This is a genomic window from Gluconacetobacter diazotrophicus PA1 5, assembly GCF_000021325.1.
GTDB classification, from domain to species: Bacteria; Pseudomonadota; Alphaproteobacteria; order Acetobacterales; family Acetobacteraceae; genus Gluconacetobacter; species Gluconacetobacter diazotrophicus.
Window position 1 is genome coordinate 3205161 of sequence record NC_011365.1, and the last position, 26436, is coordinate 3231596.

29 protein-coding genes are annotated in these 26436 nt (G+C 70.6%); 15 read left to right on the forward strand and 14 right to left on the reverse strand.

Going from position 1 to position 26436, the window contains the following annotated elements; genetic code table 11:
* Positions 1-63 precede the first annotated feature (63 nt).
* The 4 genes from GDIA_RS14670 to GDIA_RS14685 all read left to right on the forward strand — a co-directional run bounded on the left by GDIA_RS14670 (position 64) and on the right by GDIA_RS14685 (position 3580).
* Entirely contained in the window at positions 64-1248 is a 1185-nt protein-coding gene (locus tag GDIA_RS14670) for a serine hydrolase domain-containing protein (RefSeq protein ID WP_012554670.1), read from the forward strand.
* Between the two features lie 187 nt (positions 1249-1435).
* Complete coding sequence (locus GDIA_RS14675) at positions 1436-1636, forward strand: (2Fe-2S)-binding protein (RefSeq protein WP_407635496.1); 201 nt, start codon at positions 1436-1438, stop codon at positions 1634-1636.
* Positions 1637-1691: 55 nt separating this feature from the next.
* Positions 1692-2213: a hypothetical protein gene (locus tag GDIA_RS14680; RefSeq protein WP_012554671.1), complete on the forward strand. Its 522-nt coding sequence runs from the start codon at positions 1692-1694 to the stop codon at positions 2211-2213.
* 74 nt (positions 2214-2287) lie between these two features.
* A complete protein-coding gene (locus GDIA_RS14685; protein ID WP_012554672.1) occupies positions 2288-3580 on the forward strand; it encodes a sulfotransferase family protein in 1293 nt (430 codons plus the stop codon).
* Positions 3581-3595: 15 nt separating this feature from the next.
* On the opposite strand, the gene GDIA_RS18835 is transcribed toward GDIA_RS14685, so the two are convergent.
* The 9 genes from GDIA_RS18835 to GDIA_RS14725 form a co-directional block, all read right to left on the reverse strand.
* On the reverse strand, positions 3596-3754 hold the full coding sequence (locus GDIA_RS18835; RefSeq protein WP_012228047.1) for a DUF1674 domain-containing protein: 159 nt from the start codon (positions 3752-3754) through the stop codon (positions 3596-3598).
* A gap of 87 nt (positions 3755-3841) precedes the next feature.
* On the reverse strand, positions 3842-4138 hold the full coding sequence (locus GDIA_RS14690) for a hypothetical protein (RefSeq protein WP_012228045.1): 297 nt from the start codon (positions 4136-4138) through the stop codon (positions 3842-3844).
* Between the two features lie 6 nt (positions 4139-4144).
* Positions 4145-4864: a c-type cytochrome biogenesis protein CcmI gene (ccmI, locus tag GDIA_RS14695; RefSeq protein WP_012228043.1), complete on the reverse strand. Its 720-nt coding sequence runs from the start codon at positions 4862-4864 to the stop codon at positions 4145-4147.
* A gap of 7 nt (positions 4865-4871) precedes the next feature.
* On the reverse strand, positions 4872-5345 hold the full coding sequence (locus GDIA_RS14700) for a cytochrome c-type biogenesis protein (RefSeq protein ID WP_012554673.1): 474 nt from the start codon (positions 5343-5345) through the stop codon (positions 4872-4874).
* Positions 5342-5923, reverse strand: coding sequence for a redoxin domain-containing protein (locus GDIA_RS14705; protein ID WP_012228039.1), 582 nt, complete (start codon positions 5921-5923; stop codon positions 5342-5344). Before GDIA_RS14705 ends, GDIA_RS14700 begins: the two co-directional genes overlap by 4 nt.
* Positions 5920-7899, reverse strand: a complete 1980-nt coding sequence (locus GDIA_RS14710; protein ID WP_012228037.1) for a heme lyase CcmF/NrfE family subunit — start codon at positions 7897-7899, stop codon at positions 5920-5922. The genes GDIA_RS14705 and GDIA_RS14710 overlap by 4 nt, the downstream gene beginning before the upstream one ends.
* Positions 7896-8417 carry a cytochrome c maturation protein CcmE gene (gene ccmE, locus GDIA_RS14715; RefSeq protein WP_012228035.1) on the reverse strand — a complete coding sequence of 174 codons (522 nt, stop codon included), beginning with the start codon at positions 8415-8417 and terminating at the stop codon, positions 7896-7898. The genes GDIA_RS14710 and ccmE overlap by 4 nt, the downstream gene beginning before the upstream one ends.
* Complete coding sequence (locus GDIA_RS14720) at positions 8414-8596, reverse strand: hypothetical protein (protein WP_012228033.1); 183 nt, start codon at positions 8594-8596, stop codon at positions 8414-8416. Before GDIA_RS14720 ends, ccmE begins: the two co-directional genes overlap by 4 nt.
* Positions 8593-9402 carry a heme ABC transporter permease gene (locus GDIA_RS14725; protein WP_012554674.1) on the reverse strand — a complete coding sequence of 270 codons (810 nt, stop codon included), beginning with the start codon at positions 9400-9402 and terminating at the stop codon, positions 8593-8595. Before GDIA_RS14725 ends, GDIA_RS14720 begins: the two co-directional genes overlap by 4 nt.
* A 191-nt stretch (positions 9403-9593) precedes the next feature.
* Between GDIA_RS14725 and GDIA_RS14730 the strand changes: the two genes are divergently transcribed.
* The gene (locus tag GDIA_RS14730) at positions 9594-9887 is read left to right on the forward strand and encodes a YciI family protein (protein WP_012554675.1); all 294 of its coding nucleotides are present in this window, start codon (positions 9594-9596) and stop codon (positions 9885-9887) included.
* Between the two features lie 5 nt (positions 9888-9892).
* Complete coding sequence (locus tag GDIA_RS14735) at positions 9893-10309, forward strand: EVE domain-containing protein (RefSeq protein WP_012228020.1); 417 nt, start codon at positions 9893-9895, stop codon at positions 10307-10309.
* 16 nt (positions 10310-10325) lie between these two features.
* On the opposite strand, the gene GDIA_RS14740 is transcribed toward GDIA_RS14735, so the two are convergent.
* Positions 10326-10994 carry a hypothetical protein gene (locus GDIA_RS14740; RefSeq protein WP_012228018.1) on the reverse strand — a complete coding sequence of 223 codons (669 nt, stop codon included), beginning with the start codon at positions 10992-10994 and terminating at the stop codon, positions 10326-10328.
* 165 nt (positions 10995-11159) lie between these two features.
* On the opposite strand from GDIA_RS14740, the gene GDIA_RS14745 reads away from it, so the two are divergent.
* Positions 11160-11990, forward strand: a complete 831-nt coding sequence (locus GDIA_RS14745) for an EcsC family protein (protein ID WP_012554677.1) — start codon at positions 11160-11162, stop codon at positions 11988-11990.
* 10 nt (positions 11991-12000) lie between these two features.
* On the opposite strand, the gene GDIA_RS19480 is transcribed toward GDIA_RS14745, so the two are convergent.
* Together GDIA_RS19480 and GDIA_RS14750 are read right to left on the reverse strand one after the other, a co-directional pair.
* On the reverse strand, positions 12001-12174 hold the full coding sequence (locus GDIA_RS19480; RefSeq protein ID WP_012228014.1) for a hypothetical protein: 174 nt from the start codon (positions 12172-12174) through the stop codon (positions 12001-12003).
* Positions 12175-12187: 13 nt separating this feature from the next.
* Entirely contained in the window at positions 12188-13162 is a 975-nt protein-coding gene (locus tag GDIA_RS14750; protein WP_012228012.1) for a 2-hydroxyacid dehydrogenase, read from the reverse strand.
* Between the two features lie 140 nt (positions 13163-13302).
* On the opposite strand from GDIA_RS14750, the gene aat reads away from it, so the two are divergent.
* The 4 genes from aat (at position 13303) to GDIA_RS14770 (ending at position 15805) form a co-directional block, all read left to right on the forward strand.
* Positions 13303-13968 (forward strand): leucyl/phenylalanyl-tRNA--protein transferase, encoded by a 666-nt coding sequence (gene aat / locus GDIA_RS14755; protein ID WP_244410129.1) that lies wholly within the window; start codon positions 13303-13305, stop codon positions 13966-13968.
* Positions 13969-14049: 81 nt separating this feature from the next.
* On the forward strand, positions 14050-14721 hold the full coding sequence (locus GDIA_RS14760) for a DUF4412 domain-containing protein (RefSeq protein WP_012228008.1): 672 nt from the start codon (positions 14050-14052) through the stop codon (positions 14719-14721).
* Positions 14722-14729: 8 nt separating this feature from the next.
* Complete coding sequence (locus tag GDIA_RS14765; RefSeq protein ID WP_049762945.1) at positions 14730-15329, forward strand: hypothetical protein; 600 nt, start codon at positions 14730-14732, stop codon at positions 15327-15329.
* Between the two features lie 122 nt (positions 15330-15451).
* Complete coding sequence (locus tag GDIA_RS14770; RefSeq protein WP_012554680.1) at positions 15452-15805, forward strand: hypothetical protein; 354 nt, start codon at positions 15452-15454, stop codon at positions 15803-15805.
* Positions 15806-15834: 29 nt separating this feature from the next.
* Here GDIA_RS14770 and GDIA_RS14775 read toward each other — a convergent pair whose 3' ends face one another.
* Positions 15835-16320 carry a peroxiredoxin gene (locus GDIA_RS14775; RefSeq protein ID WP_012228001.1) on the reverse strand — a complete coding sequence of 162 codons (486 nt, stop codon included), beginning with the start codon at positions 16318-16320 and terminating at the stop codon, positions 15835-15837.
* 24 nt (positions 16321-16344) lie between these two features.
* Complete coding sequence (locus tag GDIA_RS14780; RefSeq protein ID WP_012554681.1) at positions 16345-19443, reverse strand: bifunctional [glutamine synthetase] adenylyltransferase/[glutamine synthetase]-adenylyl-L-tyrosine phosphorylase; 3099 nt, start codon at positions 19441-19443, stop codon at positions 16345-16347.
* Between the two features lie 68 nt (positions 19444-19511).
* On the opposite strand from GDIA_RS14780, the gene GDIA_RS14785 reads away from it, so the two are divergent.
* Genes GDIA_RS14785 through GDIA_RS14800 form a run of 4 tightly spaced genes read left to right on the forward strand, consistent with a single transcriptional unit; the run spans position 19512 to position 26320 of the window.
* The gene (locus tag GDIA_RS14785; RefSeq protein WP_012554682.1) at positions 19512-22820 is read left to right on the forward strand and encodes a DUF3971 domain-containing protein; all 3309 of its coding nucleotides are present in this window, start codon (positions 19512-19514) and stop codon (positions 22818-22820) included.
* Between the two features lie 18 nt (positions 22821-22838).
* Entirely contained in the window at positions 22839-24122 is a 1284-nt protein-coding gene (locus GDIA_RS14790; RefSeq protein WP_012554683.1) for a DNA recombination protein RmuC, read from the forward strand.
* 29 nt (positions 24123-24151) lie between these two features.
* On the forward strand, positions 24152-24895 hold the full coding sequence (locus GDIA_RS14795; RefSeq protein WP_041249537.1) for a response regulator transcription factor: 744 nt from the start codon (positions 24152-24154) through the stop codon (positions 24893-24895).
* A 21-nt stretch (positions 24896-24916) separates the two neighbouring features.
* A complete protein-coding gene (locus GDIA_RS14800) occupies positions 24917-26320 on the forward strand; it encodes a sensor histidine kinase (protein WP_012227993.1) in 1404 nt (467 codons plus the stop codon).
* Positions 26321-26436: the final 116 nt, after the last annotated feature.

Sequence of the window (26436 nt, forward strand, 5' to 3'; positions counted from 1 at the left end):
GACCCCGCCCGCCGTCATGAAAACCGGCGGGATCGTGTCGGGGCCTGGAATGAAGGAGACGTAATGATGGACGCCATGTCGATTGCCATGCCGACTGGGGGAATGGCCGAACGGGTCGATCAGGTGGTGCGGGGCGCGGTGGCGCGGGGCAGGCTGGTGGGCGCGGTGGTGCTGGTGGCGGTGGACGGCGCCGTCGTGGTGCGCTGTGCCGCCGGCCTGGCGAATCGCGAGGGCGACAGGCCGATGGCGACGGATACGCTGATGCGCCTGGCGTCGCTGACCAAGCCGGTGGTGACGGCCGTGGCGTTGCGGCTGGCCGAACGCGGAATGCTGGGCCTGGACGACGCGGTCACGCGATTCCTGCCCGATTTCCGGCCGGCCTGTGCCGATGGATCGGTGCCGGTGATCACGTTGCGCCACCTGCTGACGCACACGGCGGGCCTGTCCTACGGCTTTGCCTTCCCGCGCGACGACAACCCCTATGTCCGCGCCGGCGTTTCCGACGGCATTGCCGAGCCCGGACTGGCGCTGGCCGACAACCTGGCGCGCCTGTCCGGCGTGCCGCTGTCGTTCGCGCCGGGGCAGGGGTGGCAGTATTCTCTGGCGCTGGACGTGATGGGCGGCGTGCTGGAACGCGCGGGCGACGCGCCGCTGCCGGAGCTTGTGCGGCAGTATGTCGGCGCGCCGCTGGGCTGGGCGCGCAGCGGGTTTTCGGTGCCCGACCCGACCGCCCTGTGCGGCGCCTATGCCGATGCGCGGCCCGTCCCGGTCGCGATGGGCGCGCGCTACGCGATGCCCCGGCAACTGCCCGGCGGCCGGATCAGCGAAATCGTCTTCGCCCCGGACCGGGTGTTGGATTCCGGTTCCTATCCCTCGGGCGGGGCGGGCATGGTCGGCACGGCGGAGGAATTCCTGACCTTCGTCGACGCCCTGCGCGCGGGTGGCGGGCCGATCCTGTCGGCGGACAGCGCCGCGTTGTTCGGGCGCAACGCGATCGGCGACCTGCCGATGGGAATGGCCAATGACGGCATGCGCTTCGCCATCGGGGCGGCGACGGTGGACGATCCGGCACGGGCGCGCACCCCGATGTCACGCGGCGCCTTCACCTGGGGCGGGGTCTACGGCCATCAATGGATCGCCGACCCCGCGCGGGGGGTATCGATCGTGATGCTGAGCAATACGGCTCTGGCGGGCATGGCCGGTGCCTATCCGGACGCGGTGCGCGATGCGGTGTACGGCGTGGGCTGACACGCCCTTCGGGCGGCGGGAAGCCAGTCTGGCATGAACCATGCGGGCGTCGGAGTTGCATTCGGCGCCCGTCTTTTTTTGCGAATGAGATTGCGAACAGTTATCATCTGTGCTTCAAACGGGTGGGGCACGGATATTGGGACACGCCATGTTTGTCTGTTCTTGCAACATGTTGACGGATCGTGACGTGGCGGAAGCCGCCGAGGAAGGCGCCACGCGGCCGGGCGAGATCCATGCCCGCCGGGGCTGCCGCCCCAAATGCGGCAACTGCGTCCCGGGCATGATGTGCCTGCTGCGCCGTGCCATCCAGGCGCGGGCCCAGGCCACGCTGCGCGATACCGCGATCCTGGACGTCACGATCCTGGACGAGGGCGTCGCCGCCGCCTGACGGGCGGATCGTGAAAGGGGATGCGGTCCCGATACGGGCTTGATACAAGGTCCACATGTCTTTTGGTGATCGCGTCAACCAATTCGATGCTTGGTTGCTGGACCGGGTCTTTCAGCCCTTCGCCGACCGTCTGCCCGAACGGCTGCCGGCGATGGCCGTGGGCATGAGCTTCCAGTTCGGGGCCATCATGCTGTCGGCCGCGTCGATCGTCGCCATGATCCTGGTCGGCCACATGTCCATCAGCGATGCCATGTTCAACGTGTTGGTCTGGTGCCTGGGGCTGGCCTTCTACATGGGTATCAACCGGGTGCGGCCGATGGTGCGGCCGGGCCACATGAACCCGCTGCGGGTGATGCTGGCCGGCATGCGGCCGCTGTCGATTCCGTTTGCCGTCTACGCGCTCTACCAGGGCGCCACCGCGCCGCCGCATTTCGAGATCGCGCTGTGGTTCAACTCGCTGGCCAACATCATCTTCGTCGCCGGGATCTACCTGATCTCGTGCGAACTGCGTCCGCCCGGCCATCGCCAGGTGGAGCGGGCGCGATTCGGGCGCGTGCAGGAACAGGGCAGCCTGTAGTGCCCGTCCGTGCCTTTCGCGCCGTGTGGAACAGGGCGCGAAAGACGCCTTCGACAGTCCGGACCAGGCTGCACGTGGATTGCGCGATCGAGGATGGCGGGCGCACGCTCGCCGGCCTGGTACGCGCCTGCGCCGACCGGGGACCGGTTTGCATCACCGGCCGGGACGCTCCGTCCGCCCCCGATATTGCCGGCTTTCTGCGGCGTCACGGGCTGGCCCCGCCGAAGCCTGCGGCGGAACCGGCCGGCGAGCCGGCTGTGTCGATCGTCTATTCCAGACGCTTCCCGCCCCGTCCGCCCCTGCCGGGTCGGGTGCGGGTCCTGTTCCTGGACATGGACAATCCCGCCGGCGCCGACAGGAAGACGGCCTATCGGACGATCGGCAACGCCTGCAACTATGATCTCCTGGTCACCAGCGCGCCCGACCCCGACGCGGTTGGCAAGGCGATCCGGCAGGCTTACGGCATCGACGTGCCGAATATCCGGTCGCAGCGGGACTGGCAGGCCGAATGCGATGCGATCGCCGCGCGGCCCGCCATCCGGCGATCGGACCGCGACGAGAAAACCGCGATGGTCGTCGTCGGCATGCATCGGTCCGGAACCTCGCTGGTCAGCCACCTGCTGGCCAGGGCCGGGTTCGACCTGCCGACCAGCCTGATGCCGCCAGGCGAAGATAACCGGGACGGATTCTGGGAATCGCCGATCATCGCCGCGTTGAACGACGGCATCCTGAAGGAATATGGCGCGGGATGGGACCGGCTGTTTTCCAGCGTCCGCCTGAAGGACGCCGGGGCCGGCCTGGATGCGCATGTCGGTCGCATCCGCGAAACGATCCGCGCGCAATACCCGGACGCACGCGCCATCGTCCTCAAGGACCCGCGAATCTGCCTGCTGATGCCGGTATGGCACCGGGCGCTGGTCGCGGAGGGCTATGTCCCGCGCTACATCCTGACCACGCGCCACCCGGTCGAGGTGGCGATGTCCCTGCAGCGGCGCAACCGGATCATGGTCGGGATCGGGGTGTTCCTCTGGGCCGACCATATGGTGACGGCCCTGGAGTTCCTGCGGGACAAGCCCGTCTTCGCGGCGTTCTTCGACCGGCTTCTCGACGCGCCCGACGCCGTCATGGCGCGGATATGGTCGATGTTCGCCTTCCCGCCCGAAACCCTTCCCGCGGACCTGTCGGCCGTGGCGCAGCCGTCACTGCGCCATCACCTGGAACAGCGGCCCGCGCTGGCCGTCGCCGTGAAGCCGGCATGGGACCTCTATCGTGCCCTGGCCGACGGGTCGGGGCACCTGCCCCCGGTCGCCCAGGTCGAGGCGTTCCGCACCTGGCTCCAGGAACAGAAAATCCTGCTGGGACTCTGAACCGAACCGATCGGATCAGAAGTCGATGCAGCGTCCCTTGACGGTCCAGTCGCCATAGCGCGTGGGGCGCTGTTCCTTCGGGCCGCCATATTCATGCGGCTCGGCCGGTTTTTCCGCGTTGCCCTGGGGCTGCGTCACGGAGGGTTCGGGCTTCGGGGTCTGGGTGTCGGTCATGGGGGCACTGTTACCCGGGCGCCGCCAGCGGGCAAGGACGGAGCGGCAGCGGGAACGGGAGTGTGATCGCCCGCCTCAGTGCCTTTCTCAGCGCGCTTTCCGGGGCGGCATCCAGCGATCGCCGGCATGGCGGGAATGGGCGACGAAGAAGCCCAGCACGCCGCCGATCGCGGCCGCCATCAGGGCCAGCGTGATACCCGCCCCGGCCAGCGCCATCCCGGCCGGTCCGACCACCACGCCGAAGCCGATGCTGGCCAGGCTTTCGCGCCGGGTCGGGCCGAACTGCCGTTCCGCCCCGCAATGGGGGCAGGTCTCGGTCGTGCCGCGAATGGTCCGGTGGCAGAACGGACATTGCTCGACGCTGCTGGGGACGGGTTCGATCATGGCGGGTTACTGGTGCTCCGACTGGGCGATCCGCTGTTCCGCCGCCATGCGCCACGGCGCGTCGGCCGGGGCGCCGTCCAGCGCGCGGCGGAACAGCGCGGCGCTGTCGGACGAGACCCGTCCGTCCGCCAGGGTCTGGGCCTCGGCCGCGCGGGCCGCGATTTCGGGGATGAACTGGATGGCGGTCGCCTGCCGCCAGGCCTCGGCGGCGTCGGCGTAATGCATGCGGGCGGCTTCCGCCTGGCCCAGCAGCAGGTACCCCCGGAAGCGGTTGGGGTCGTCGGGGGCCATGCGGGCCAGGCCGGTGCGCAGTTCCGCCAGCAGCGCGTCGTCGCGATGGTCCTGGGCATGCAGGGCGGCCAGGCGCGGCGCCAGGGGCTGGGCCGGCAGCGCCGGATGGCCGCAGAGCAGGTACAGCCCCACCGCCGAAGCCGGGATCAGCAGCAGCGCCACCACGACGGCCGGCACCCTCGCCGCGCGGCCCAGGCTCCGTGCCGGCGCCGCGTCGGTGGCCAGCAGCCGCCGCTGGACTTCCAGCACGGCGCCCAGATGTTCGCTGTCCGCGATCAGCCCGTCCTGCCGGTCGCGGTCCAGTTCGGCCAGTTGCGCGTAATGCAGCAGCAGGGCGGATGCGCGTTCATCCGTCAGGCGGTCCGTGCGGCGAATCGCGACGATCGCGGGCAGCAGCACGACCGTGCTGAGCAGGAAAATGCCAATCCAGATCATAAGCCCCTCAGCGCGGTCCGGTCAGGTCGGTCAGGCGCGCGCGTTCGGCGTCGCTCAGCGGCGCGGGCGCGGTGCCCCGCGACCGGCGGAAGGCCAGGGCGGCCGCGCCGATCCCCGCCAGCAGGGCCAGCACCGGCATGCCCCACAACAGGAGGGTGCCGATGGTCAGCGCCGGGCGCAGCCGGATGAAATTGCCGTAGCGGCCGACCATCCAGTCCATGATCTGCCGGTTGGACTCACCCCGGGCGACGTGATCGCGCACCACGTGGCGCAGGTCGCGGGCCAGGCCGGCACTGCTGTCCTCGATCGATTCGTTCTGGCAGACCAGGCAGCGCAATTGCGCGCCGATCGCCTCGGCCCGGGCTTCCTGGCGCGGGTCGGGCAGCATTTCCGACGGATCGTCGACCGCCGCCGCCGCCAGGGGCGACAGCCCGGCGGCCAGGACCAGCGTGACCAGCAGGGTGCGCGCCGTGGTCCTCATGAATGCAGGCTCGCGGCCAGGGGCAGCAGCGTGCCGCGAACCGTGTCGGCGTCCAGCGCGGCGGCGCTGTGCCAGCGGATCACGCCGCCCGGCCCGACCAGGAAGGATTCCGGCACGCCGGACACGCCCCAGTCGATGGCGGTCATGCCCGACAGGTCGCCGGCGATGCGCGCGTAGGGGTTGCCGGCGCGCTTCACGAAGCCGGCGGCGTCGTCCGGCTTGTCCTTGTAGGCGATGCCCCAGATCGGCAGCCGGTCCTTCAATGCGTTCAGTTCGGGCATCTCCGCGACGCACGGGATGCACCAGGACGCGAAGAAATTCACCAGGACCGGCGCCTGCAGCGCGCGCAGGTCGGCGGTGCCGAATCCCTGGCCGGGGGTCTGGTCCGGCAGCTTGAAATCGGGCACCGGGCGGTTCAGCACCGGGGCGTGGATGTCGTGCGGGTCGAACGATCCCTGGCTCATGCCCGACAGCATGCGCCAGAACGCCACTCCCGCCACCCCGGCGGCGGCCAGCGGCGCCGCCATCAGCAGGCGCCGCCGCGCCAGGTTCGGGGGATGCGGCACGGTACCGGTCATTGCGCGGCCACCATGCCGGGGGCGGCGGCGCGGCGCGGCGCGCCGACGCGCGTCCGCCGGTCGGACAGCGACAGCGCCCCGCCCAGCGCCATGATCAGCCCGCCCAGCCACATCCACGGCGCCAGCGGATTGTAGTGCAGGCGCAGCACGTAGGTCGGGTCGGCGTCGGTGCCGTGCCGGTCGCCCAGCACGCCGTACAGGTCGGACATCAGGTTGGTATGGATGGCGACCTCGGTCGTCGTCTGGTTCTGGCTGGGGAAGGTGCGCTTGGACGGATGCAGCACGGTGACCAGCCTGCCGTCATGCCGGACCTCGATCGTCGCGATCAGGGACGTGTAGTTCGGGCCGGGGGCCGCGCGGATCGCGGTCAGGGTCCAGGCGTCGCCGGCCAGCATCTCGGTCTGGCCGACCCGGACCTCGACGATGCGGTGCTGGGCCTGCGACATGGCGGCCAGCCCCAGCACGCTGATGCCGACGCCGGCATGGGCCAGGGCCGCGCCCAGCGCCGCGCGCGGCAGCATGCGCGCGCGCTGCAGGCTGGCGCCGGGCGGGATGCGGAACAGGCGGACGCGCTCGGCAATGTCGGCGACGCTGGCCGCGATCACCCAGACCGCGCCGGTCGCGGCCAGCAGCGGCAGCACGTCGCGGATGCGCCAGGCCATCAGGCAGAAGGCGAGGGCGGTGACGATCCCGGCCCACCACAGCCGGCGCAGCACGGGCCAGAACTGGGCGCGCTTCCACGGCATCATCGGGCCGAACCCCATGAAGGCCAGAAGCGGAATCGCCAGCGGCGCCGCCGTGGCGTCGAAGAACGGCTTGCCGACCGAAATCGTCTTGCCGAACAGCAGCGACATGAAGGGCGGATACATGGTCCCGGTCAGCACCACCGCGCAGATCGAGCACAGCAGGATATTGTTCACGACCAGCAGCCCCTCGCGCGAGACCGGCGCGAACAGGCCGCCCGCCACCAGCGCCGGCGCGCGGATCGCGAACAGCAGCAGCGACCCGCCGATGACCAGCGCCAGCAGGCCCAGGATGAAGATGCCGCGCGCCGGGTCGTTGGCGAAGGCATGGACGGAATTGAGAATGCCCGAGCGGACCAGGAACGTGCCGGACAGCGAGAACGAGAATGTGCCGATGGCCAGCAGCACGGTCCAGATCTTCAGCGCCTCGCGCTTTTCCACCACGATGGCGGAATGGACCAGCGCGGTGCCGGTCAGCCACGGGATCAGCGACGCGTTTTCCACCGGGTCCCAGAACCAGTAGCCGCCCCAGCCCAGCACGTAGTACGACCACCACGACCCCAGCGCGATGCCGCAGGTCAGGAAGCACCAGGCCGCGACGGCCCAGGGGCGGACCCAGCGGCCCCAGGCGGCGTCCACCCGTCCCTCGATCAGGGCGGCGACGGCGAAGGCGAAGGGCACGGCGAAGCCGACATAGCCGGTGTAGAGAATGGGCGGATGGAAGGCCAGGCCCGGGTCCTGCAGCAGCGGGTTCATGCCCTGGCCGTCCATCGGCGCGGGCCAGACGCGGTCGAACGGATTGGACGTCGTCAGGCAGAACAGCTGGAAGCCGGCCGAAACGCCGCCCAGGACCGCGATGACCCGCGCCCGCAGGGCAGAGGGCAGGTTGCGGCCGAACAGTGCCACCGCCCCGCCGCAGATCCCCAGGATCAGCGCCCACAGCAGTACCGATCCCTCGTGATTGCCCCATACGCCGGTGATTTTGTACAGCAGCGGCTTGGCGGCGGCGCTGTTGGCCGCGACGTTCTGGACCGAGAAATCGTCACGCACCGCCGCATCGATCAGGCATGCGAAGGAAAAGGCCAGCGCCAGCATCTGCCCCACCGCCAGGGCGGGGGCCAGCGCCATCAGCCGCGGGTCGCGCCGCCGCGCGCCCACCAGCGGCAGGATCGCCTGCCCGCCGGCCAGGCAGCAGGCCAGCGCCAGCGCGAAATTGCCCAGTTCCGGCGTCATGACCGGTTGGCCTCGCCGTGGCGCGCATCGCCCACGGTCATGGTGTTCCAGCTTGCGGCGTCGGGGGCCTTGCCGTAGCGCGGGTCCCACTTGCCGCTGCGGCGCAGCGCCTCGGCCACTTCCTTGGGCATATAGGTCTCGTCATGCTTGGCCAGGACCTCGCTGGCGCGGAAGGCGCCGTCCGGCGCCACGGTGCCGACGGCGACCACGCTCTGTCCCTCGCGGAACAGGTCGGGCAGGATGCCGGCATAGCGCACGGTGACGGCGGCCTGGCCGTCGGTCACGTCGAACAGCGCGATCGGCGTGTCGCCCTGTGTCTGGCGCCGCACCGACCCCGCCACCACCATGCCGCCCAGCCGGATCGTGCGGTCGGCGGCCGGCGGATGGGCCCGGACCTGCGACGGCGCCATGAAGAAGACGATGTTGGACGAAAACGCGTTCAGCACCAGGGCGGTGGCAGTGCCCAGCCCCAGCAGGCACGCGCCCACCAGCCACAGGCGGCGGCTCTTGCGGGTCATGCCTGCCGCCCCGTCGCCTGGCGGGCCTTCGCCTCGACCGTGGCCAGGCGGGCTTTCGCTTCGACCGTTGCCAGGCGGGCCTTCGCCCGACGCAGGCGCAGCGCCGCACCGCCGCCCAGGATGATGGCCAGCCCGATGGTCATGCCATAGGACGCGACGATATAGGGCAGGTGGGTCATGCGACGGCTCCGTCCAGGCCCGCGCCGGCGTCCTCGCGCGCCGCCGGGCGGCCGCGCCGGGCGGCCAGGGCGGTGCGCACCCGGCTTTCCATGATGGCGGCGCGCAGGCGCGCGACCACGATGGCGGCGAAGCCCAGCGTGAAGCCAATTGTGCAGACCAGCAGCGGCCACAGCATGGCGGTGGACATGGTGGGCGCGCCGGTCAGGGTGATGCTGTCGGGCTGGTGCAGGGTGTTCCACCACTGCACGCTGAACTTGATGATCGGCAGGTCCACCGCGCCGGCCAGCCCCAGGATGGCGGCGGCGCGATAGCCGCGCTGCGGTTCGTCGAACGCGCGGATCAGGGCGATATGGCCCAGATAGAGGAAGAACAGGACCAGCACCGACGTCAGGCGCGCGTCCCATACCCACCACGTGCCCCACATCGGCTTGCCCCACAGCGAACCGGTGGCCAGGCAGACGGCGGTGATGGCGGCGCCGACCGGCCCGATCTCGACGGCCGCCAGGTCGGCCAGCGGGTGCCGCCAGACCAGAGACAGCAGGGAGCAGACCGCCAGCGCCATGTAGCCCGACGAGGCCAGCCACGCCGCCGGCACGTGCACATACATGATCCGCACGCTGTCGCCCTGCTGCCAGTCGGCGGGCGAGAAGAACAGCCCCCAGACGATCCCGGTTATCGAGAGCGCAAGGGCCGGCCAGGTCAGCCAGGGCTGCAGGCGCGCCCCCAGCCGGAGAAACCGTCCCGGGTTGGCGTAGCGATGGAAAAAACCGCCGGTGCGTGCGGCGAGGCTCTGCGTGGCGTTCAAGACGGTTTCGTTCCCCCCGCGTCCGGCGGAGGGCTCCTGTCACAATCTATGCATCCGTCGTATGACGGCGGGGGCGTTTCGCTTTCCGGTCCTACACTATCATGCGAAGAAAGGCACGGCCTGTGCCGATCATGGCAGATTGTTCACCCACGCCGGGCAGGCCGGCCGATTCCTGGGACAGGGGACTTTCCATGCTTTTCGCGATCATCTGCACCGACAAGCCGGGCGCGCTGGAAACGCGCATGGCCACCCGGGCACAGCATCTGGCCTATCTGCAGGCCTATCAGGAACGGATCCGGGAGGCCGGCCCGCTGCTGGGCCCGGACGGGCGGCCGTCCGGCAGCATGCTGCTGGTCGATGTCGAGGACCGCGCGGCGGCCGAGGGCTTCGCCGCCAGCGACCCCTATGCCAAGGCCGACGTGTTCGAAAGCGTGGTGATCCGTGCCTTCCGGCCGGTCTTCCGCGACGGCGCGCTGGTGGAATAGGCGCGATGGCATACTGGCTGGTGAAGTCCGAGCCCGACGCGTTTTCCTGGGACCAGCAGGTGGCCAACGGCGTCGAGCCCTGGACCGGCGTGCGCAGCCATCAGGCGAAGCGCAACCTGATGGCGATGGCGCGCGGCGACCGCGCCTTCTTCTATCACTCGAATATCGGCAAGGAGATCGTGGGCGTGGTCGAGATCGTCCGCGAAGCCTATCCGGACCCGACGGCGGAAAGCGGCGCCTGGGTCTGTGTCGATGTCCGCGCGGTGGGGCCGATGCCCCACCCCGTCACGCTGGCGGCGATCAAGGCCGACCCGGACCTGGCCGACCTGGCGCTGGTGCGCCAGTCCCGCCTGTCCGTCGTGCCGGTCTCGGACACGCAATGGGGCCATTTATGCCGCATGGGCGGGTGGGGCGGCTCCTGACGGAGCCCCCTACCCGTCAGGGTTCGCCGGCGGCGCCTTCGGCACCGATCGCGTCGATGCCCCGGCCCGGCTGCCCCGCATAGGTCGAATACATGAACGACGCGTTGTAGGGCGGCTGTACCGGGGCGTCGAACTTGACCGGCACGCCGAACACGCTGAAGTGGGACGGCACGTCGTTGGGCCTGCGCGGGGTCTGGCGTGCCTCGATCGACGGCAGTCCCGGTCCCTGGATGGCGGTCACGCGGGGGCTGTAGGCCTGCACGCTGACATCCTCGTCCTGCACGACCTGGTAGCCGTCGGGCGGCGGGGGCGCGGGCGGATTGTCGGGATCGACCCGCGGGTCGGCGGGCCGCGCCGCCGTACTGTTGCCAAGATTGGTTGTGCCAAGATTGGTTGAGATAGGTGCGTTCAGCCCACCCGTCTGCGCCGTCTGCGCCCCGGCATGGTGTTTCGGCGCGGCCTGTACCGGCGGCGCCACCACGGCCAGCGCCGTGCCGACGGCGAGGATGGCCAGGGCGGTCCGGCCCGTGCGCCGTCCGGCGCTCAGTCTGTTCATCTGCGTGTCCACCGGGACGTCCATCGGGTCTCTCCTTGCGTTCAGCCAATATGGAAGGGTGGTCAGGTCTCCCGGGGGCACGCGCATTTCGTCACGGCGGGGGCGCGCCGTCAGCCGCGGCGTCGGCATGGCGGCACTGCGTTCCTGACCATATACGGCGTGACGGCGGATTTGCGAGAGGGGTAATATCGTGGAAAAAGCGGCTACCGTCCCGATTGGCGGGGCATCGTGTATCTGCTGCCACGCCTGCCGTCCGGGCGGGTGGGGTCGCGTCACTGGCAGGAGGGTTGGGGAATGACCATTCAAACCGGGAGCGAGATCGCTCCGCTGGTGCTGGACGCCCCTGCGATCGCCGAATTGCAGAGCGCGCTGGAGAAGGTCGAATCGGGGCGCGGGGTCCTGGTGCGGCTGGCCGACCTGATGGGCGGCGCGGTGGGGCAGGCGGCGCGGCTGGGCCTGCGCGGGATCGGCATGGCGCCCGGCCTGCAGGCTAAGCTGAAGGGCATCGCCGAAACCGCGATCTCACGCGCCTTTGAAGTCGCCATCGTGGGCATGCATGCGCCCGACGCCGTACCGCTGACGCGCGACTCGGCCCCCGCGTGGCGGGCCCCGGCGGTCCAGGCGGCGGTGACCGTGTCCGGCGCGGTGGGCGGATTCGCCGGGCTGGCCGGGCTGGTGCCCGACGTCACCTTCACCACGCTGACCATCATGCGGGAAATCGCCCGCATCGCGCGTGAGGAGGGCGAGGACCTGTCCACCCCGGAATCCCGCCGTGCGTGCCTGGAAGTCTTCGCCCTGCGGGCCTTCCCGGTCGGCGCGACGGACGAAGAAAGCGAACTGGGTTATTTTTCGGCCCGGGCGATGCTGCGCGGCCGGCCGGTGGTCATGCTGGTGTCCGAGGTCGCGTCCCATTACGGGCTGGGCCTGTCGCGCAAGCTGGCGGTGCAGATGATGCCGGTGGCCGGCGCCCTGTGCGGCGCGTCGCTGAATGCGGCGTTCCTGGCGCACTACCGGGCGCTGGCGCGGGCGCATTTCACCATCCGGCGGCTGGAACGCGAACACGGCCCCGAAGTCCGCCGCACCGCGGAGTCGCTGCGCGCCGGGATGACCGGCGCGGCCTTCTGACGGCGCGCAATTACGGACCGGCGCGCCGCAGGGCGTTCCGGGCCGCCACGATCACGGCCACCCCCAGATAGAACCCGATCATGGTGCGGGCCATGCCCGCGTAATGGGGGGCCGCCACCATCAGGGCGATGGCGGCCAGGCAGCCGGTCAGGCAGGCGAACAGGAAGGTCAGGCGGGGCTGCATGGCGGCCTCCGTGTCAGACGGGAACGGGGGTGACGGCCGGGCCGCCGGCCAGCACCGCGTCGATATTGTCCAGCGCCAGCATGCCCATGCCGGTGCGGGTTTCCAGCGTGGCGCTGCCCATGTGCGGGGTCAGGAACACGTTCGACAGCGCCAGGAAGCGCGGGTCGGGGTGCGGTTCGTTGCGGTAGACGTCCAGCCCGGCCGCCGCCAGGTGCCCGTCGGACAGGGCGGCGATCAGCGCGTCCTCGTCCACCAGGCTGCCGCGCGCCGCGTTGACGAAGATCGCGCCCCGGGGCAGTCGCGCCAGCAGGTCGGCGGTAATGACCGGGGGGGCGCCCTTGCTGCCGGGCATGTGCAGGGTCAGGATATCGCAGTGCGGCAGCATGTCGCGCATGTCGGAGAAATAGGTGGCGCCCTGTTCCAGGTCCGGCGCCAGGCGGCGCCGGTTGGAATACAGGACCTTCATGTCGAAGCCCCGCGCCCGCCGGGCGACGGCGCGGCCGATCCGCCCCATGCCGATGATGCCCAGGGTCTTGCCCGTGACGCGGGTGCCCAGCATTTCCTCCATGCCCAGCGACCGGCCCCACCCCCCGCGCATGACCGACAGATACTCCGCGCCGCGCCGGGCGGCGGCCAGGATCAGCATCATCGTCAGGTCGGCATTGCAGTCCGTCAGCACGTCGGGCGTGTAGGTCAGCGCCCACCCGCGCGCGACGATGGCGGGAATGTCCAGGTGATCGGTGCCCACGCTGATGGTGGCGATGACGCGCACGCTGTCCGGCAGGGCGGCGACCGTGGCGGCCGAAACCGGGGTGCTGCTGGTGACCAGCACCGCGTCGGGGCGGAAATCGCGCGCCAGCGCGACCAGTTCGTCCGCCGTCAGCTTGTGGTCGGGCGCGGGCGGGGTGTCGTAGTCGCGCGCGATCCGCGCGGCGACGGCGTCCGGCAGGCGCTGGGAATGGATCAGGCGGGGGCGCGTCCGCGACATGGATGGACCTTTTTTGACAGGTGCGGTGGATCCCGCTGCTGTATCAGGATGCAATCATTGCCGGGCATGACCGGGCCGTGTCCAGACACCGGATGCGGCGGGGGCAGGGAAGAGGGGGCGTGATGACGGACGGCGAGGGGATGGCGATTACCCCCGACATCATGCTCCGTGCCTATTCGATCGGGCTGTTTCCCATGGCGCCGGACGCGGAATCGGCGCATCTGGACTGGTACGACCCGGACATGCGCGGCATCCTGCCGCTGGACGCCTTCCACGTGCCGCGCCGCCTGCTGCGCACCGTGCTGTCCGATCGCTTCGACATCGTCGCCGACCGGCATTTCGAAGCGACGATCCGCGCCTGCGCCGCCCCCGCGCCGGGGCGGGAGACGACGTGGATCAACGAACGGATCGTGCGCCTGTTCTGCGACCTGCATGACATGGGATATGCCCACAGCGTGGAAAGCTGGCAGGACGGCGTGCTGGTCGGCGGCCTGTATGGGGTCGCGATCGGGGGCGCGTTCTTCGGGGAAAGCATGTTCAGCCGCAGGACCGACGCCTCGAAGGCCGCGCTGGTGTCGCTGGTGGCGCGGCTGCGGATCGGCGGGTTCGCGCTGCTCGACACCCAGTTCGGCACCGCGCACCTGGCCCGGTTCGGCGGCATCGAAATCCCCGCCTGGCGGTACAAGCGGCGCCTGGCGCGCGCGCTGGCCCTGCCGGCGCGCTGGCCGGGGGAGGGCGAGGCCATCCGCCGCGAAATCGCCGCCATGCGTCCCGCGGCGACCGGCCATCCGCCGGACGGTCCCTGAATGGCGGCGCACGATTTCCCTGTTGCGGCGGAAGGGGATAGAACTGACGGCAGGACAGAAGCACACGAGGGAGGCAGGTTCATGACCCATCCGACGACAGGCCGCGCCATGTCGCTGGCGATGCTGGCCGGGGTGGCTGTGGCGTTCGGCGCGGCCGCGCCGGCCCATGCCCAGAACGACGCGCATCCGCCGCTGGCCCCGGCGCGCGACGTGCAGGTCGAATACAACGTGCAGCCCGATGGCGCGCCGGCCCCCAAGGCGATCCAGACCTGGTTCACCGCCAATGGCGGCATGATGCGCATCGACAGCCCCGAGGGCCTGGGTTCGACCATCCTGGACCGCGCGGCGCGGCAGGTGACGATCGTGCTGAACAAGCAGAAGGTCTACACGCAGCTCGATGCCCGGAACGGCATCCGCAATCCGTTCCTGCTGGACCTGTCGATGCAGTTCACCCGTAAGGGTACGGGCCAGGTCGCGGGCCTGGCCTGCACCGTATGGGATATCGTCTCCGGCCGGGGAACCGCCACCGCCTGCGTGACCGACGACGGCGTGATCCTGCGCGAGGACGGGGTGGACGGCGACGGCATGAAGGGGCGGCTGGAGGCCACCAAGGTGACCTACGGCCCCCTTCCCGTCAGCCTGTTCCAGCCGCCTCAGGGCTATCAGCTCGTCATGCGGCATCGCGTCGCCCCCTCGCACGATGTGGGCGGCGGCCAGCCCGTGACCGGCGGGGCGGCCCAGCCCAACCCATGATCCACCCCATGATCCGGCGTATGATCCGGCCCGTGGTGGGGACCGTGGTACCGGCCCTGCTGATGGCGCTGGCGGCGGGCGCGTCCCCCGCGCGGGCCGCAGATGATGCGCCGTTCGTCACGCCGCAGCAGGATGTGGACGTCACCTATGTCATCGCCTCGCCCGACCCGACCATCCCGTCGGTGCACCAGCGCATGCGCTGGTCCGACCATGCGCGGCGGCAGCGGATCGACCCCGAGGGATCGGCCACCTACATGATCACCGATTACGGGACGCGCAGCCTGAACGTGATCGACCTGGCCCACGGGGCCCGCACCGTGATCCCGGCACCGGGCCCGGCGCTGACGCAGCCGGGCCAGCGGGCGGCGGGAAACTGGTCGCGCGGGGCGACGATGCTGGTTGCCGGCCAGCCCTGCACCGTATGGCAGACGCATGACACGGACGGCCAGGCCAGCGAGGTCTGCTACAGCGACGACGGCGTGATGATGCAGGCCATGCAGGGCGCGCGCATCGTGGTGCGGGCCGAAAGCGTGGCCCGGACGGCCCAGCCCGACTCCGTCTTCGCCATTCCCGCCGGGCTGAAGGAGGTCGCCGCCGCGCATCCGTGACAGTTTGTCACGGGAATGCGGCAGGACTGCCCGCAAATCGCCATCAGGGTCGTCTTTCCTGCATCGTGAAGCGGGGGGCGGGCTTCGGCCCCACCCTCCGCGCGATGGAAAGGAGTGCGATCATGCGCAGGATGGCTCGTCTTCTGCTGGCGGTTCCCGTACTGGCCGGCGGCCTGGCCGCGGCGGCACCCGCGGCGCATGCCGGCTGGCGCGACCATGGATGGGGCGGCGGTCGCGGCTGGCATGATCATGGCTGGGACCGGCACGGCTGGGGTCGGCCCGGGTGGGGCGGACCCGGCTATTATCGTCGCGGCTACGGCCCCGGCGGGGCCTTTGTCGGCGGACTGATCGGCGGGGCGCTGATCGGCGCGGCCGGAACCGCCATCGCGGCCCAGGCCTATGCGCCGCCTCCGCCTCCGCCACCCCCGCCGGTGGCGTACGTCCAGCCCTACGGATACGGCTATCCGGGCTATTGAGGCCTGGCGGTGAGGCCCGGCGGCGGCGGTCAGAGGGTGGCCGCCGCCGTCATGACCTCGGCGACATGCCCCGGCACCTTGACGTTGCGCCAGGTCCGTACCAGCCGGCCTTCGGCGTCGACCAGGAAGGTCGCGCGTTCGATGCCCATGTATTTCCGTCCGTACTGGGATTTTTCGACCCAGACGCCGTACGCTTCCGTCACCGTGCCGGTGGCGTCGGAGGCCAGCGGGAAATCCAGGCCCTGCTTGTCGGCGAAGGTGTCGATGGCCTTCATCGAATCCCGCGACACGCCGATGACCGGGATGCCGGTGCCCCCCAGGGCCGCCAGGGCTTCCTGGAAGCCGCAGGCCTCGGTGGTGCAGCCCGGGGTGCTGGCCTTGGGGTAGAAATACAGGATGAAGGGTCGGCCGCGCATGTCCGCCAGGCGGACATGCCGCCCCCGGCTGGCCGGCATGTCGAAATCCGGCACGGGCGCGCCCGGGGCGGGGAAAGTCGGGGTGGTGCTGTCCGGCATCGTCGTCCTCCGTTTTCGTCCCTTCTACTTCGCCGCCTTTGCCGGCCCCTGCAAGTCCGCTTCGACCGGCCCGATCAGGGTTACGAAGGCCGCGCGCACCGCCCGGGCCTGCGCGTCCATGCGGGCCAGCGCGTCCTCGATCGAATCGGCCCCGATCTCGTGCAGCAGGATGTCGCGCATGGCGGGGGTCATCGTGGCCGACGGGTCCGCCGGCGGGCGGGTGCCGAACAGGATGCGCAGCATGCTCAGCACCGATCGCCAGGAACGGTCCGCGCGCACCAGCATGCGGCCCAGTTCCGGGTCCAGGTCCCCCTGCTTCACCAGCCGGCCCAGCGCCAGGCGCGTGCAGGGGTCGCGGGCCTCGCGCGTGCCGGCCACCAGTTGCAGGGCCTGCGCGATGAATTCGACATCCATCAGCCCGCCGGGACGGCGGCGGATATCCCACGGGCCGGTGGCGGGCAGTTCGCGCGCCACCCGCTGGCGCATGGCCCGCGTGTCCTCCAGCGTCGCCTTGCGCGCCCGTGCGGTGTGGCGGCGTCCGTCCAGCGCGGTGTCGATGGCCGTGCGCAGGGCCTGGACCATGGCCGGCGGCCCGGCGACGACCCGGGCCCGGGTCAGGGCCATCCGTTCCCACGTCCAGGCGCTTTCGGCGTGATAGCGGCGGAAGGCCCCCAGCGACAGCGCGACCGGCCCCTTGGACCCGGAGGGACGCAGCCGCATGTCCACCTCGTATAACGGCCCCTCCGGCCCCGGGGCGGTCAGCGCGCCGATGAAGGCATGGGCCAGCCGCACGAAATACTGCCCGGTGGGCACCGCGCGCGGCGGCGGGCCGTCGTCGTCGCCCGGCACACCGCGGGGGCGGGCGGACACCACGCTGTCGGTGATGTCGTCGGGGTGGTCGAAGACCAGCATCAGGTCCAGGTCCGACCCCGGCATCATTTCGCGCGATCCGGCCTTGCCCAGCACCATGACCGCCATCGCGCCCCCGGGCACGCGGCCGTAGCGGCGGTGATGTTCGTCGGTCACGGTCTTCAGCAGGCCGCGAATCACCGCGTCGGCCAGGGCGGTGCGCGCGCGGCTGGCGGTATCCTCGTCCATCCGGTGTTCCAGCCGGGCGCTGGACAGGCGGAATTCCTCGCTGCGGACCAGGGCGCGCAGGATCGGCAGCACCCGTTCGGTCGATTGCGCCTCCGCCACGTGCTGGCGCACCAGCCGCGCGGGCGGGATGGCGGCGGCGTCCTCGTCCTCCTCGCCGGTTTCCAGCAGCCCTTCCAGCGCCGACGGCGTTTCGGCCAGGTGGTTCGCCAGGAAGGGCGATCCGTCCAGGATGGTGGCGATCCGGTCGATCAGCGCGGGGTTGCGTTCCAGCAGCGACAGGAACTGCACCCCGGCCCATTGCCGCGCCAGGATGGCGTCGAACCCCCGCAGGCAGGCCAGCGGGTCGCGCCGCTGCCCGAAGCGGGCCAGGATCGCGGGCAGCAGCCGGCGCAGCAGGGTGCGCGCGCGGTCCGACCGCAGGGCACGCAGGCGGTTGCCGGACCAGCGCTGCAGCAGCGCCAGCGCGTCGGGAATGTCGGTCCCGGCGAAGCCGGCCCGGCGCAGGTCCTCGGCCAGGTCCTCGGCCTGCGGATCGACCGAGGCGCCGGCGCCGCTGGGTTCGGCGAACTGTCCTTCGAAGATGCGGCGCGATTCCTGCATGATCGGCAGCATCATGGCGGCCATCGCGCGGCCGCTTTCCTCTTCCATGAAGGTGGCGAAGGCATCGAAGGCCTCGCGCGTCGCGGGCAGGCGGTGGGTCTGGTGGTCGGCCTGCATCTGCAGCCGGTGTTCGGCCCGGCGCAGCATGCGATAGGTGCGCGACAGGCTTTCGCCCTGGGCGCGGGGCAGCACGCCCGCCCGCACCAGCCGGCGCAGCGCGCCCAGCGTGGTCGGGTCGCGCAGTTCGGGCTTGCGGCCGCCCCAGACCAGTTGCCCCGCCTGGGCGACGAATTCGACCTCGCGGATGCCGCCCTGGCCCAGCTTCAGGTCGTGACCCATCAGCCAGTCGCGGGCCTGGCGCGGGTCGTGGACGCCCAGGTCGGTCAGGCGCGACAGGCCGACATGGCCGGCATTGCGATGCCGGTCGATTCGCGCCTTCATGTCGTGCAGGTCGTCGATGACCGCGAAATCCAGGTGACGGCGCCAGACGAAGGGCCGGATCGCGGTCAGGAAGCGCCGGCCGGCGGCGATGTCCCCGGCGACGGGACGGGCCTTGGTCATCGCGGCGCGCTCCCACGTCTGGCCCATGCTTTCGTAGTAGGTGATTCCGGCGGGAAACGGGATGGCGGGCGGCGTCGCGGACGGGTCGGGACGCAGGCGCAGGTCGGTACGAAACACGTAGCCGTCGGCATCCCGCGCTTCCATCAGGCCGACAAGGTCGCTAGTCATGCGGACAAAGATCCGGCGCAGATCCTCGCGCCCCGGGTGGCAGTCCGGGTCGTACAGCACGATCAGGTCGATATCCGAGGAGTAGTTCAGTTCCCGCGCCCCCAGCTTTCCCATGGCCAGGACCACGAAGCCGCTGCCCCGCGTGGGGTGTCCGGGGTCCCGCAGCACGATCTGGCCGGTATCGTGCGCCGAGCGCAGCAGATGCCTGACCGCGGCATCCAGCGCCGCCTCGGCCAGGCGGCTGAGGGCCAGCGTGACCTGTTCCAGCGTCCACATGCCGCCGATATCGGCCAGGGCGATGGCCAGTGCCGCGTGCCGCTTGGCCGCGCGCAGCGTCGCCGCGATCCGGGGGCGGTCGTCGCGCGGCGTCAGGGCGGCCAGCCCCGCCAGTACCGCCGCCATGGCCCGGTCCGGTCCCTCGGCCAGCAGCAGGGCGAAGGGCTCGGGATCGCGGCGGACCAGCCCCGCCAGGTACGGGCTGTTGCCACCCAGGGATTCCAGCAGCGCGGTCACGCTGCCAGCCCGCAGCAGGGCGGGGTCCAGCGCATGGTCGTGCCAGATCGCCTCCATGTCCTCGCACAGCAGGCCGGCGCCGCGCGCGTCGGCCGGCGCGGGCCAGGCGCGGTCGGTCCAGTGCGCGCCGGCATGCGTGTCGGCGGGGGCGGGGCTGGTCCCGGCGGGCTTGGGTCTGGGCATGGTCCGTCCTTGGGCGGGCGCGGCCGGGCGGGGGCGGATGCCGCGCGCGGCGCACCGTGGACGGCCCCATGACGCCCGGTCAAGACCCGTCTGCCCCCGATCGGCCCCGGCTTCGGCGTCCATACCGGCGCATCCTGCTGTCGCTCGCGGCCGGCTGTGCCGCCCTGCCGGTCATCGCCGTCGCCGGACTGGCGGTGCGGCTTTCGCTGGGGCCGATGGACGTCACCCTGCCGGCCCGGCTGGTCCTGCCGGTTCCGGTCCTGTCGGGCGGCCATGGCCGCCCGGCGGCGCTGCGGCTGGACATCGGGCAGGTGCGCGTCGGCTGGGACGTGCTGCGTGGCGGGCTGACGGCGCCGCTGGATGTGCGGGCGGCCGATATGCGCCTGGTGCGGCCCGACGGCGTGGTGGCGGACCGGATCGGCACGGCGCGGATGGTGCTGGCCGGCGCGCCGCTGCTGCATGGCCGCGTGACGCCCCGGGTGCTGGAAATCTCGGCGGTGCGGCTGGCGCTGCGCCGGGCGGCGAACGGTTCGGTCGGGCTGGATACCGGGCCGTTCCCGGTCGTCGATAACGGCGCCGCGCCGCTGCCGGTCGATCCCGCGCAGCTTGACCGGCTGGTGGTGGGGGACGCGGCCGTGACCCTGCGCGACGTGCCCACGGGCGGGACGTGGCAGGGGCAGGACCTGGCGGCCGACCTGCGGGCCGCGCGGCAGGGCGGCGCGTTCGGCGGCACCGTGGGGCTGGTCGGCCGGGCGGGCGTGACCCTGTCCGGGCCCGGCGTGCATGCCATGCTGCGGGCCGAGGGACAGCGCGCGGACGCTGCCGTGTCATGGCATGTATCCGGCACGAAGGTGGCGATGCAGGCGCTGTCGCCCTTCGCGCCGGCGCTGGCGCGTGTCGCCCTGCCGGTCGGGCTGGACGGCACGGTGCGCCTGGTCGCCGACCGGTTGGGCCTGCTGGCGCGCCCCGATACCGTCGCCCTGCGGGTGCAGGCCGGGGCGGGGCGCATCGCCACCGGGCGCGGGGGCGTGGTGGTGCTGGCCGGCGCGCAGGCGGACCTCTCGGCCCGGTTCGGTCCCGCGGCCGATGGCGGGGACGTGCCGGGCGCGGTCCATGTGCGGCTGGACGGGCTTCAGGCCAGCCTGCTGCCCTCGGATCACCCGGATGCGCCCCCGGATAACCTGGGTCCCGGCGGCCCGGTGCTGCGGGCCAGCGGCGCGCTGGACATCGACAGCCTGGCGCGGCCGGGCCGGATCGGCGTGACGCTGGCCGGCGATATTCCGCTGCTGGATTTCGCGACCCTGGGCGCCTACTGGCCGGCCGGGGCGGCCCGGGGGGCCAGGACCTGGGTCACGCGAAACATCACGGCCGGCATGGCGCACGACCTGCACGTCACGGCGGGGCTGGCCAGCACGGCGGGCTGGGGGGCGATGCGCCTGCTGACGCTGGGCGGCGGGGTCGCGGGGTCGGACCTGGACCTGCACTGGCTGCGACCGATCCCGCCGATCCGGGGCGTGGACGCCACCCTGACCTTCGACGGGCCGGATGCGCTGTCCATCGCCTTTACCCACGGGGTCCAGACGGTGGACCGCACCGGGCGCAATGTCGACGCGACCGGCACCGGGCGGATCGCGGTCGGCGACGGGCACATGCGCATCACCGGCCTGATGGTGAAGGACCAGATGGGCGACATCTCCACCACGCTGCACGGCAACGTGCGGGACGTGCTGGCGCTGCTGGCCGAACCCCGGCTGAACCTGCTGTCGCGCCATCCGCTGTCGTTCAGCCATCCGTCGGGCCGGGCCGACCTCGCGTTGCACCTGGTCCTGCCGCTGAACGCCCATGTCCGGGTGGACGAACTGCATCTGGACGGCCATGCCGACCTGGCCCAGGTCCATCTGGGCAACGTGGTGCTGGGCCGCGCGCTGGAAGGCGGGCGGCTGGCCATCGACGCCACCACCGACGGGCTGGGCCTGCGGGGGACCGGCGTGCTGGGCGGCGTGCCCTCCACACTGCGCTACGACATGGATTTCCGCAGCGATCCCGGCATCCGGGTGCGCGAGACGGCGCAGCTCCGCGCCCATGTGACGCCCGAGGTCGCGGAGCGCGCCGGATTCGCGGTCGCCCAGCGCTTCAGCGGCGCCGCCGACCTGGATGTCGGCTATGACCGCTATGCGGACGGGACCGGACAGGTCCGGCTGGACCTGGACCTGGACGACGCGGCGCTGACCATCCCGGTCTGGAGCAAGGCGCGCGGCCAGGCGGCGCGGGCATCGGCGCGGATCGGGCTGGCGGACGGGCGCCTGGCCTCGGTCGAGGCCATTCACGCCGCCGGCCCCGACCTGCTGATCGACGGCCGGGCGAACGTGGCGGGCGGCACGGCGCGCAACCTGATCCTGCGCGGGTTCCGGGTCGGCCGATCGCGGGGCGACGCCACGATCGGCGTGCCCGCGGGGCCGCGCGATGCGGTGCGGGTGGCGATCGACGCCCCGGTGCTGGACCTCTCGCCGCTGCTGGCGCCCGATCCGGCAGCCGATCACGGCACCGACCCCGTCCCGCAGGGACGGGCGGCGGCGGGCTATCACCTGCCCGTGGCCGCGTCGGGCCGCGTCCATGGGCCGCCGGGGCGAAGCTGGCTGATCGATGCCAGCGTCCGCACCCTGTTATATGCCAAGCAGGCCGCCCTGACCGGCGTGCACGCGCATCTGGAGGATAACGGCGTCCGCCTGACGCGGATGCGCTTCGCCATGGCCGGCCCGTCGCCCGCCTCCGCGATCCTGACGCCCGAGTCCGACGGGCGGCATCTGTGGGCCAGCGTCCAGGATCTGGGCCTGATGCTGCGGGGGCTGGATGTCACGACGCAGTTCGAAGGCGGCCGGACGGTGCTGCAGGGCGTCTTCGACGACCGCCAGCCCAGCGCGCCCTTCGCCGGGGTGCTGACGATCGACCCGATGACGCTGCACAAGGCCCCGGGGGCGGTGCGGCTGGCCAACGACGCCTCGATCTATGGCTGGATGCAGGCGCCAAAGGGGCCGGATTTCCTGATCCAGCGCGTGTCCCTGCCGCTGACCTTTCGGGACGGCACGCTGCACATCCATGACGGGGTGCTCAACAATGCCTCGCTGGGCGTGACGCTGGAAGGGCCGCTGGACCTGGATCACGGACGGATGGACCTGCGCGGCACGATCGTGCCGGCCTTCGCGGTGAACACCATTCCCGGCCACATGCCCGGGGTCGGCCGGCTGATGAGCCCGGAAAAGGGCGGCGGCCTGCTGGCCGCGACCTTCGTCGTCAGCGGGGCGATGAATGCCCCGGCGCTGAAGGTCAATCCGTTCTCGATCTTCCTGCCGGGCGTGCTGCGGCGGCTGGTGCAGTAGATATAGTAGGAGAGGCCAATGTCCGACGCCCTGGGTCCCGGCAGCATCCTGGCCATCGTGGCGCTGGGGGCGGTGGTGGTGCTCGCCGTCCTGCTGCTGCGGCGCGGCACGGGGGCGGGGGCGGCCGGCGAGGGCGACCTGCTGGCGCGGCTGTATGTCATGCTGGAACGCGAAACCGCCGCGCGCACGGCCGACAGCGAGGCCCAGCGGGCCCGGCTGGCGGAAATCGAGCGCGTACTGGCCGCGCGGCTGGACCAGTCCCGGGCCGAGACCGCCGACCGGCTGGCCACGATCGCGCAGTCCATCACCCGCGACCTGGGCGATGCGCGCGTCCGCCAGGGCGAGGCACTGCGCGAGATGGCCGAAGCCTCCGCCCGGCAACTGGAGACGATCCGCACCGCCGTCAACGAACGGCTGCACGAGGCCGTGGAACGGCAGATGCAGACCTCGTTCCAGCGCGTGCTGGAACAGTTCGCCGCGATGCAGAAGGCGATGGGCGAGGTCACGGCCATGACGGCGCAGATCGGGGACCTGAAGCGCCTGTTTTCCAACGTCAAGACCCGGGGCGGCTGGGGCGAGGCGCAGTTGCGCGCCATCCTGGACGACGTGCTGCCGGCCGGCGCCTACCAGGCCAATTGCCGCCTGCGCGAAGGCAGCGCGGAGGTCGTGGAATTCGCCGTGCGCATGCCGGTCCGCGCCACGACGCCGCCGGTGCTGGCGATCGATTCCAAATTCCCGACCGAGGCCTATGAACGGCTGCTGGACGCGGTGAACCGCGTGGACGCCGAGGCCGAGCGCGCCGCCCGCCGCGCGCTGGAAACCACCCTGCGGATCGAGGCGCGCAAGATCGCGTCCAAATATATCGTCCCGCCGGTGACGGTGGAATTCGCGGTGCTGTACCTGCCGACCGACGGGCTGTATGCCGAGGTCGCGCGCCTCCCCGGCCTGCTGGACGAAATCGGGCGCACCTGCCGGGTGATCGTCATGGGCCCCGGCCTGCTGCCGGCCATGCTGCGGACGATTCACCTGGGCTACGTCACCCTGGCGCTGGAGGAGCGGACCGACGGCATCGCCCGCCTGCTGGGCGCCACCCGGCAGGAAATGCTCAAGATGGACGGGGTGCTGGAACGCCTGGCCCGCAACGCCTCGGCCATGTCATCCTCGATCGACGAGGCCAGGCGGCGCACGCGGGTGGTGGCGCGGCAGCTGCGCGGCCTGGACGGCGTCGAGTCGCTGGTTCCCGAAGGCGCGGGGGATGACGCGGCGGCCGGGACCGGTGAAACCGAATTTAATGGTGCATGAAACGGGGTGCGATCATGTCTGACCGGGCCATGAATGCGACGTCGAAACCTGAACCGTCCACGGCTGGAAGGGATTCCGATCCCGGACGGGATCCCGGCCCCCGGGTCCTGCTGGTCGAGGATGACGGCAAGATCGCGCAGGAAGTCGCCGAGGAACTGGAAAGCCGCGGCTTTCGCGTCAGCCGTGCGGAAACCGGCCCCGATGGGCTGTCAGCGGGCATCAGCGGCCTGTTCGACGTGATGATCGTGGACCGCATGCTGCCCGAAATGGACGGGTTGACGCTGATCGAGAGCCTGCGCGGCCGGCAGGTGTCCACCCCGGTACTGGTGCTGTCCGCGCTGTCGGCGGTCGATGACCGGGTCAGCGGCCTGAAGGCGGGGGGGGACGATTACCTGACCAAGCCCTTCGCGATGGAGGAACTGGCCGCCCGGATCGAGGCGCTGATGCGCCGCCCCAACAACACGCGCGAGACCATGCTGCATGTGGGCCCGCTGAGCATGGACCTGATCGAGCGCACCGTGACCCGCGACGGCGAGCCGATCGACCTGCTGCCGCGCGAATTCCGCCTGCTGGAATACCTGATGCGCCGCCCGAACCAGGTGCTGACCCGCACCATGCTGCTGGAAGACGTCTGGAATTACCGCTTCATTCCGCAGACCAACCTGGTGGACGTGCATATCGGCAAGCTGCGCCGCAAGATCGACGATCCCGGTGCGCAACCGCTGATCCAGAGCATTCGGGGCACCGGTTTCATGCTACGTGTCCCGGAGTGACGCTCGGGGAGGCTTGTACAGGTGTCGTTTGCTGAATTACTCCGGACCGCCACCTTCCGCCTGACCCTGGCGGTGGTGGCGGCCATGATCGGCACGGCGGCGCTGCAGTTCTCGCTGGGATACAGCCAGACCAAGGCCTTCGAGTTCCGCCGATCCGACGCCCTGCTGCACCGCGAGGCCGACCTGCTGCGCCGCGAGACGCCGCAGGACCTGGAGCACAAGATCCGCGAACGGGCGACCGACGATCTGCGCGTCGTGATCAACCAGGCCGCGCTGTTCGACGCCGATCATCACTCCATCGCGGGCGACCTGCGCACCTGGCCCGCCGGGCTGGCGGCCGACGGCCATGTGCATGAACTGACCGTCCAGCCGGCCGAGGATGCGCCCTATGTCCTGCGCATCCTGGCCGTTCCTGTAGCGGGCGACCGGGTGCTGGTTCTGGCGCGCGGGCTGCACATGCTGGACGAACTGCGGCTGACGATGCGGCATTCGCTGCTGGTGTCGATCGTGCCGACGGTGCTGTTCGCGCTGATGATGGGGATCGTGCTCAGTCACCGTGCCCTGGCCCGCGTGACCCAGATGCACGAGGCGATCGACCGGATCATGGAGGGCGACCTGCATGAACGCCTGCCCTCGGGACGCGAGCGGGACGAGATGCAGCGCCTGGCCGGCAGCGTGAACCGCATGCTGGATCGGCTGGAACACCTGATGGTAGAAATCAGGGATGTCGGCAATGACATAGCCCATGACCTGAGAACGCCGCTGGCGCGTGTTCGGGCACGCCTTGACCGTGCCTTGAGCGGGCAGGTCGATGCGCTTGCCCTGAAGGACGTCATCGCGCGCGCGATCGATGACCTGGACCAGTCGTTTTTAGTCATCACGGCTCTGTTGCGTCTGGCCGAGATCGAGAATGGCCAGCGGCGGGCCGGCTTTACGACCGTGAATCTCGGGGAATTGGTCACCGATGCCGTGGACCTCTACGAGCCCATGGCGGAAACAAAATCCATAGCGATAACCGCATTGGTGCCTGACGAGGCCATTATGATCCATGGGGACAGGCATCTGTTGATCGAGTTGCTTGCGAATCTTATGGATAATGCGATTAAATTTACGCCTGATGGTGGGATTATTACTGTCATTATGGAAGAATCGTGGCCTTATGTTAATATAAAAGTAAAAGACACGGGAATTGGGATTGCGAAAACGGAGCGTTCATCTGTTCTTGGTAGATTTTATAGGTCCGATAAGAGCCGCCATGTTCCTGGAATCGGTTTGGGGCTTAGTCTTGTCTCGGCAATTGCCCATCTTCATGGGGCTGAATTATCAATACATGCAGCATCATCTGTTTCATTAAATCCGGGAACAGTTTTTAAGCTTGTTTTTCATCAGGCTTCTACTTCGCATGGGGCTCGATTAAGCCGCTAAACGGAAATTTCATTTAATAACTTTCGGCCAAGCTGTATCGCTGTCCGGGATTAAAAAGGACAGGTGTGATGGCTTTCGAAGGGGTGCGCGAACCGAGTGGCTGGCTCGTTCGTATC

Excerpts from the sequence above, each read along its gene's own strand:
- GDIA_RS14670 (WP_012554670.1), top strand. The coding sequence starts at position 64 with ATGATGGACGCCATGTCGATTGCCATGCCGACTGGGGGAATGGCCGAA.
- GDIA_RS14680 (WP_012554671.1), top strand. The coding sequence starts at position 1,692 with ATGTCTTTTGGTGATCGCGTCAACCAATTCGATGCTTGGTTGCTGGAC.
- GDIA_RS18835 (WP_012228047.1), bottom strand. The coding sequence starts at position 3,754 with ATGACCGACACCCAGACCCCGAAGCCCGAACCCTCCGTGACGCAGCCC.
- GDIA_RS14690 (WP_012228045.1), bottom strand. The coding sequence starts at position 4,138 with ATGATCGAACCCGTCCCCAGCAGCGTCGAGCAATGTCCGTTCTGCCAC.
- ccmI (WP_012228043.1), bottom strand. The coding sequence starts at position 4,864 with ATGATCTGGATTGGCATTTTCCTGCTCAGCACGGTCGTGCTGCTGCCC.
- GDIA_RS14700 (WP_012554673.1), bottom strand. The coding sequence starts at position 5,345 with ATGAGGACCACGGCGCGCACCCTGCTGGTCACGCTGGTCCTGGCCGCC.
- GDIA_RS14705 (WP_012228039.1), bottom strand. The coding sequence starts at position 5,923 with ATGACCGGTACCGTGCCGCATCCCCCGAACCTGGCGCGGCGGCGCCTG.
- GDIA_RS14710 (WP_012228037.1), bottom strand. The coding sequence starts at position 7,899 with ATGACGCCGGAACTGGGCAATTTCGCGCTGGCGCTGGCCTGCTGCCTG.
- ccmE (WP_012228035.1), bottom strand. The coding sequence starts at position 8,417 with ATGACCCGCAAGAGCCGCCGCCTGTGGCTGGTGGGCGCGTGCCTGCTG.
- GDIA_RS14720 (WP_012228033.1), bottom strand. The coding sequence starts at position 8,596 with ATGACCCACCTGCCCTATATCGTCGCGTCCTATGGCATGACCATCGGG.
- GDIA_RS14730 (WP_012554675.1), top strand. The coding sequence starts at position 9,594 with ATGCTTTTCGCGATCATCTGCACCGACAAGCCGGGCGCGCTGGAAACG.
- GDIA_RS14735 (WP_012228020.1), top strand. The coding sequence starts at position 9,893 with ATGGCATACTGGCTGGTGAAGTCCGAGCCCGACGCGTTTTCCTGGGAC.
- GDIA_RS14740 (WP_012228018.1), bottom strand. The coding sequence starts at position 10,994 with ATGCCGACGCCGCGGCTGACGGCGCGCCCCCGCCGTGACGAAATGCGC.
- GDIA_RS14745 (WP_012554677.1), top strand. The coding sequence starts at position 11,160 with ATGACCATTCAAACCGGGAGCGAGATCGCTCCGCTGGTGCTGGACGCC.
- GDIA_RS19480 (WP_012228014.1), bottom strand. The coding sequence starts at position 12,174 with ATGCAGCCCCGCCTGACCTTCCTGTTCGCCTGCCTGACCGGCTGCCTG.
- GDIA_RS14750 (WP_012228012.1), bottom strand. The coding sequence starts at position 13,162 with ATGTCGCGGACGCGCCCCCGCCTGATCCATTCCCAGCGCCTGCCGGAC.
- aat (WP_244410129.1), top strand. The coding sequence starts at position 13,303 with ATGGCGATTACCCCCGACATCATGCTCCGTGCCTATTCGATCGGGCTG.
- GDIA_RS14760 (WP_012228008.1), top strand. The coding sequence starts at position 14,050 with ATGACCCATCCGACGACAGGCCGCGCCATGTCGCTGGCGATGCTGGCC.
- GDIA_RS14765 (WP_049762945.1), top strand. The coding sequence starts at position 14,730 with ATGATCCGGCGTATGATCCGGCCCGTGGTGGGGACCGTGGTACCGGCC.
- GDIA_RS14770 (WP_012554680.1), top strand. The coding sequence starts at position 15,452 with ATGCGCAGGATGGCTCGTCTTCTGCTGGCGGTTCCCGTACTGGCCGGC.
- GDIA_RS14775 (WP_012228001.1), bottom strand. The coding sequence starts at position 16,320 with ATGCCGGACAGCACCACCCCGACTTTCCCCGCCCCGGGCGCGCCCGTG.
- GDIA_RS14780 (WP_012554681.1), bottom strand. The coding sequence starts at position 19,443 with ATGCCCAGACCCAAGCCCGCCGGGACCAGCCCCGCCCCCGCCGACACG.
- GDIA_RS14785 (WP_012554682.1), top strand. The coding sequence starts at position 19,512 with ATGACGCCCGGTCAAGACCCGTCTGCCCCCGATCGGCCCCGGCTTCGG.
- GDIA_RS14790 (WP_012554683.1), top strand. The coding sequence starts at position 22,839 with ATGTCCGACGCCCTGGGTCCCGGCAGCATCCTGGCCATCGTGGCGCTG.
- GDIA_RS14795 (WP_041249537.1), top strand. The coding sequence starts at position 24,152 with ATGAATGCGACGTCGAAACCTGAACCGTCCACGGCTGGAAGGGATTCC.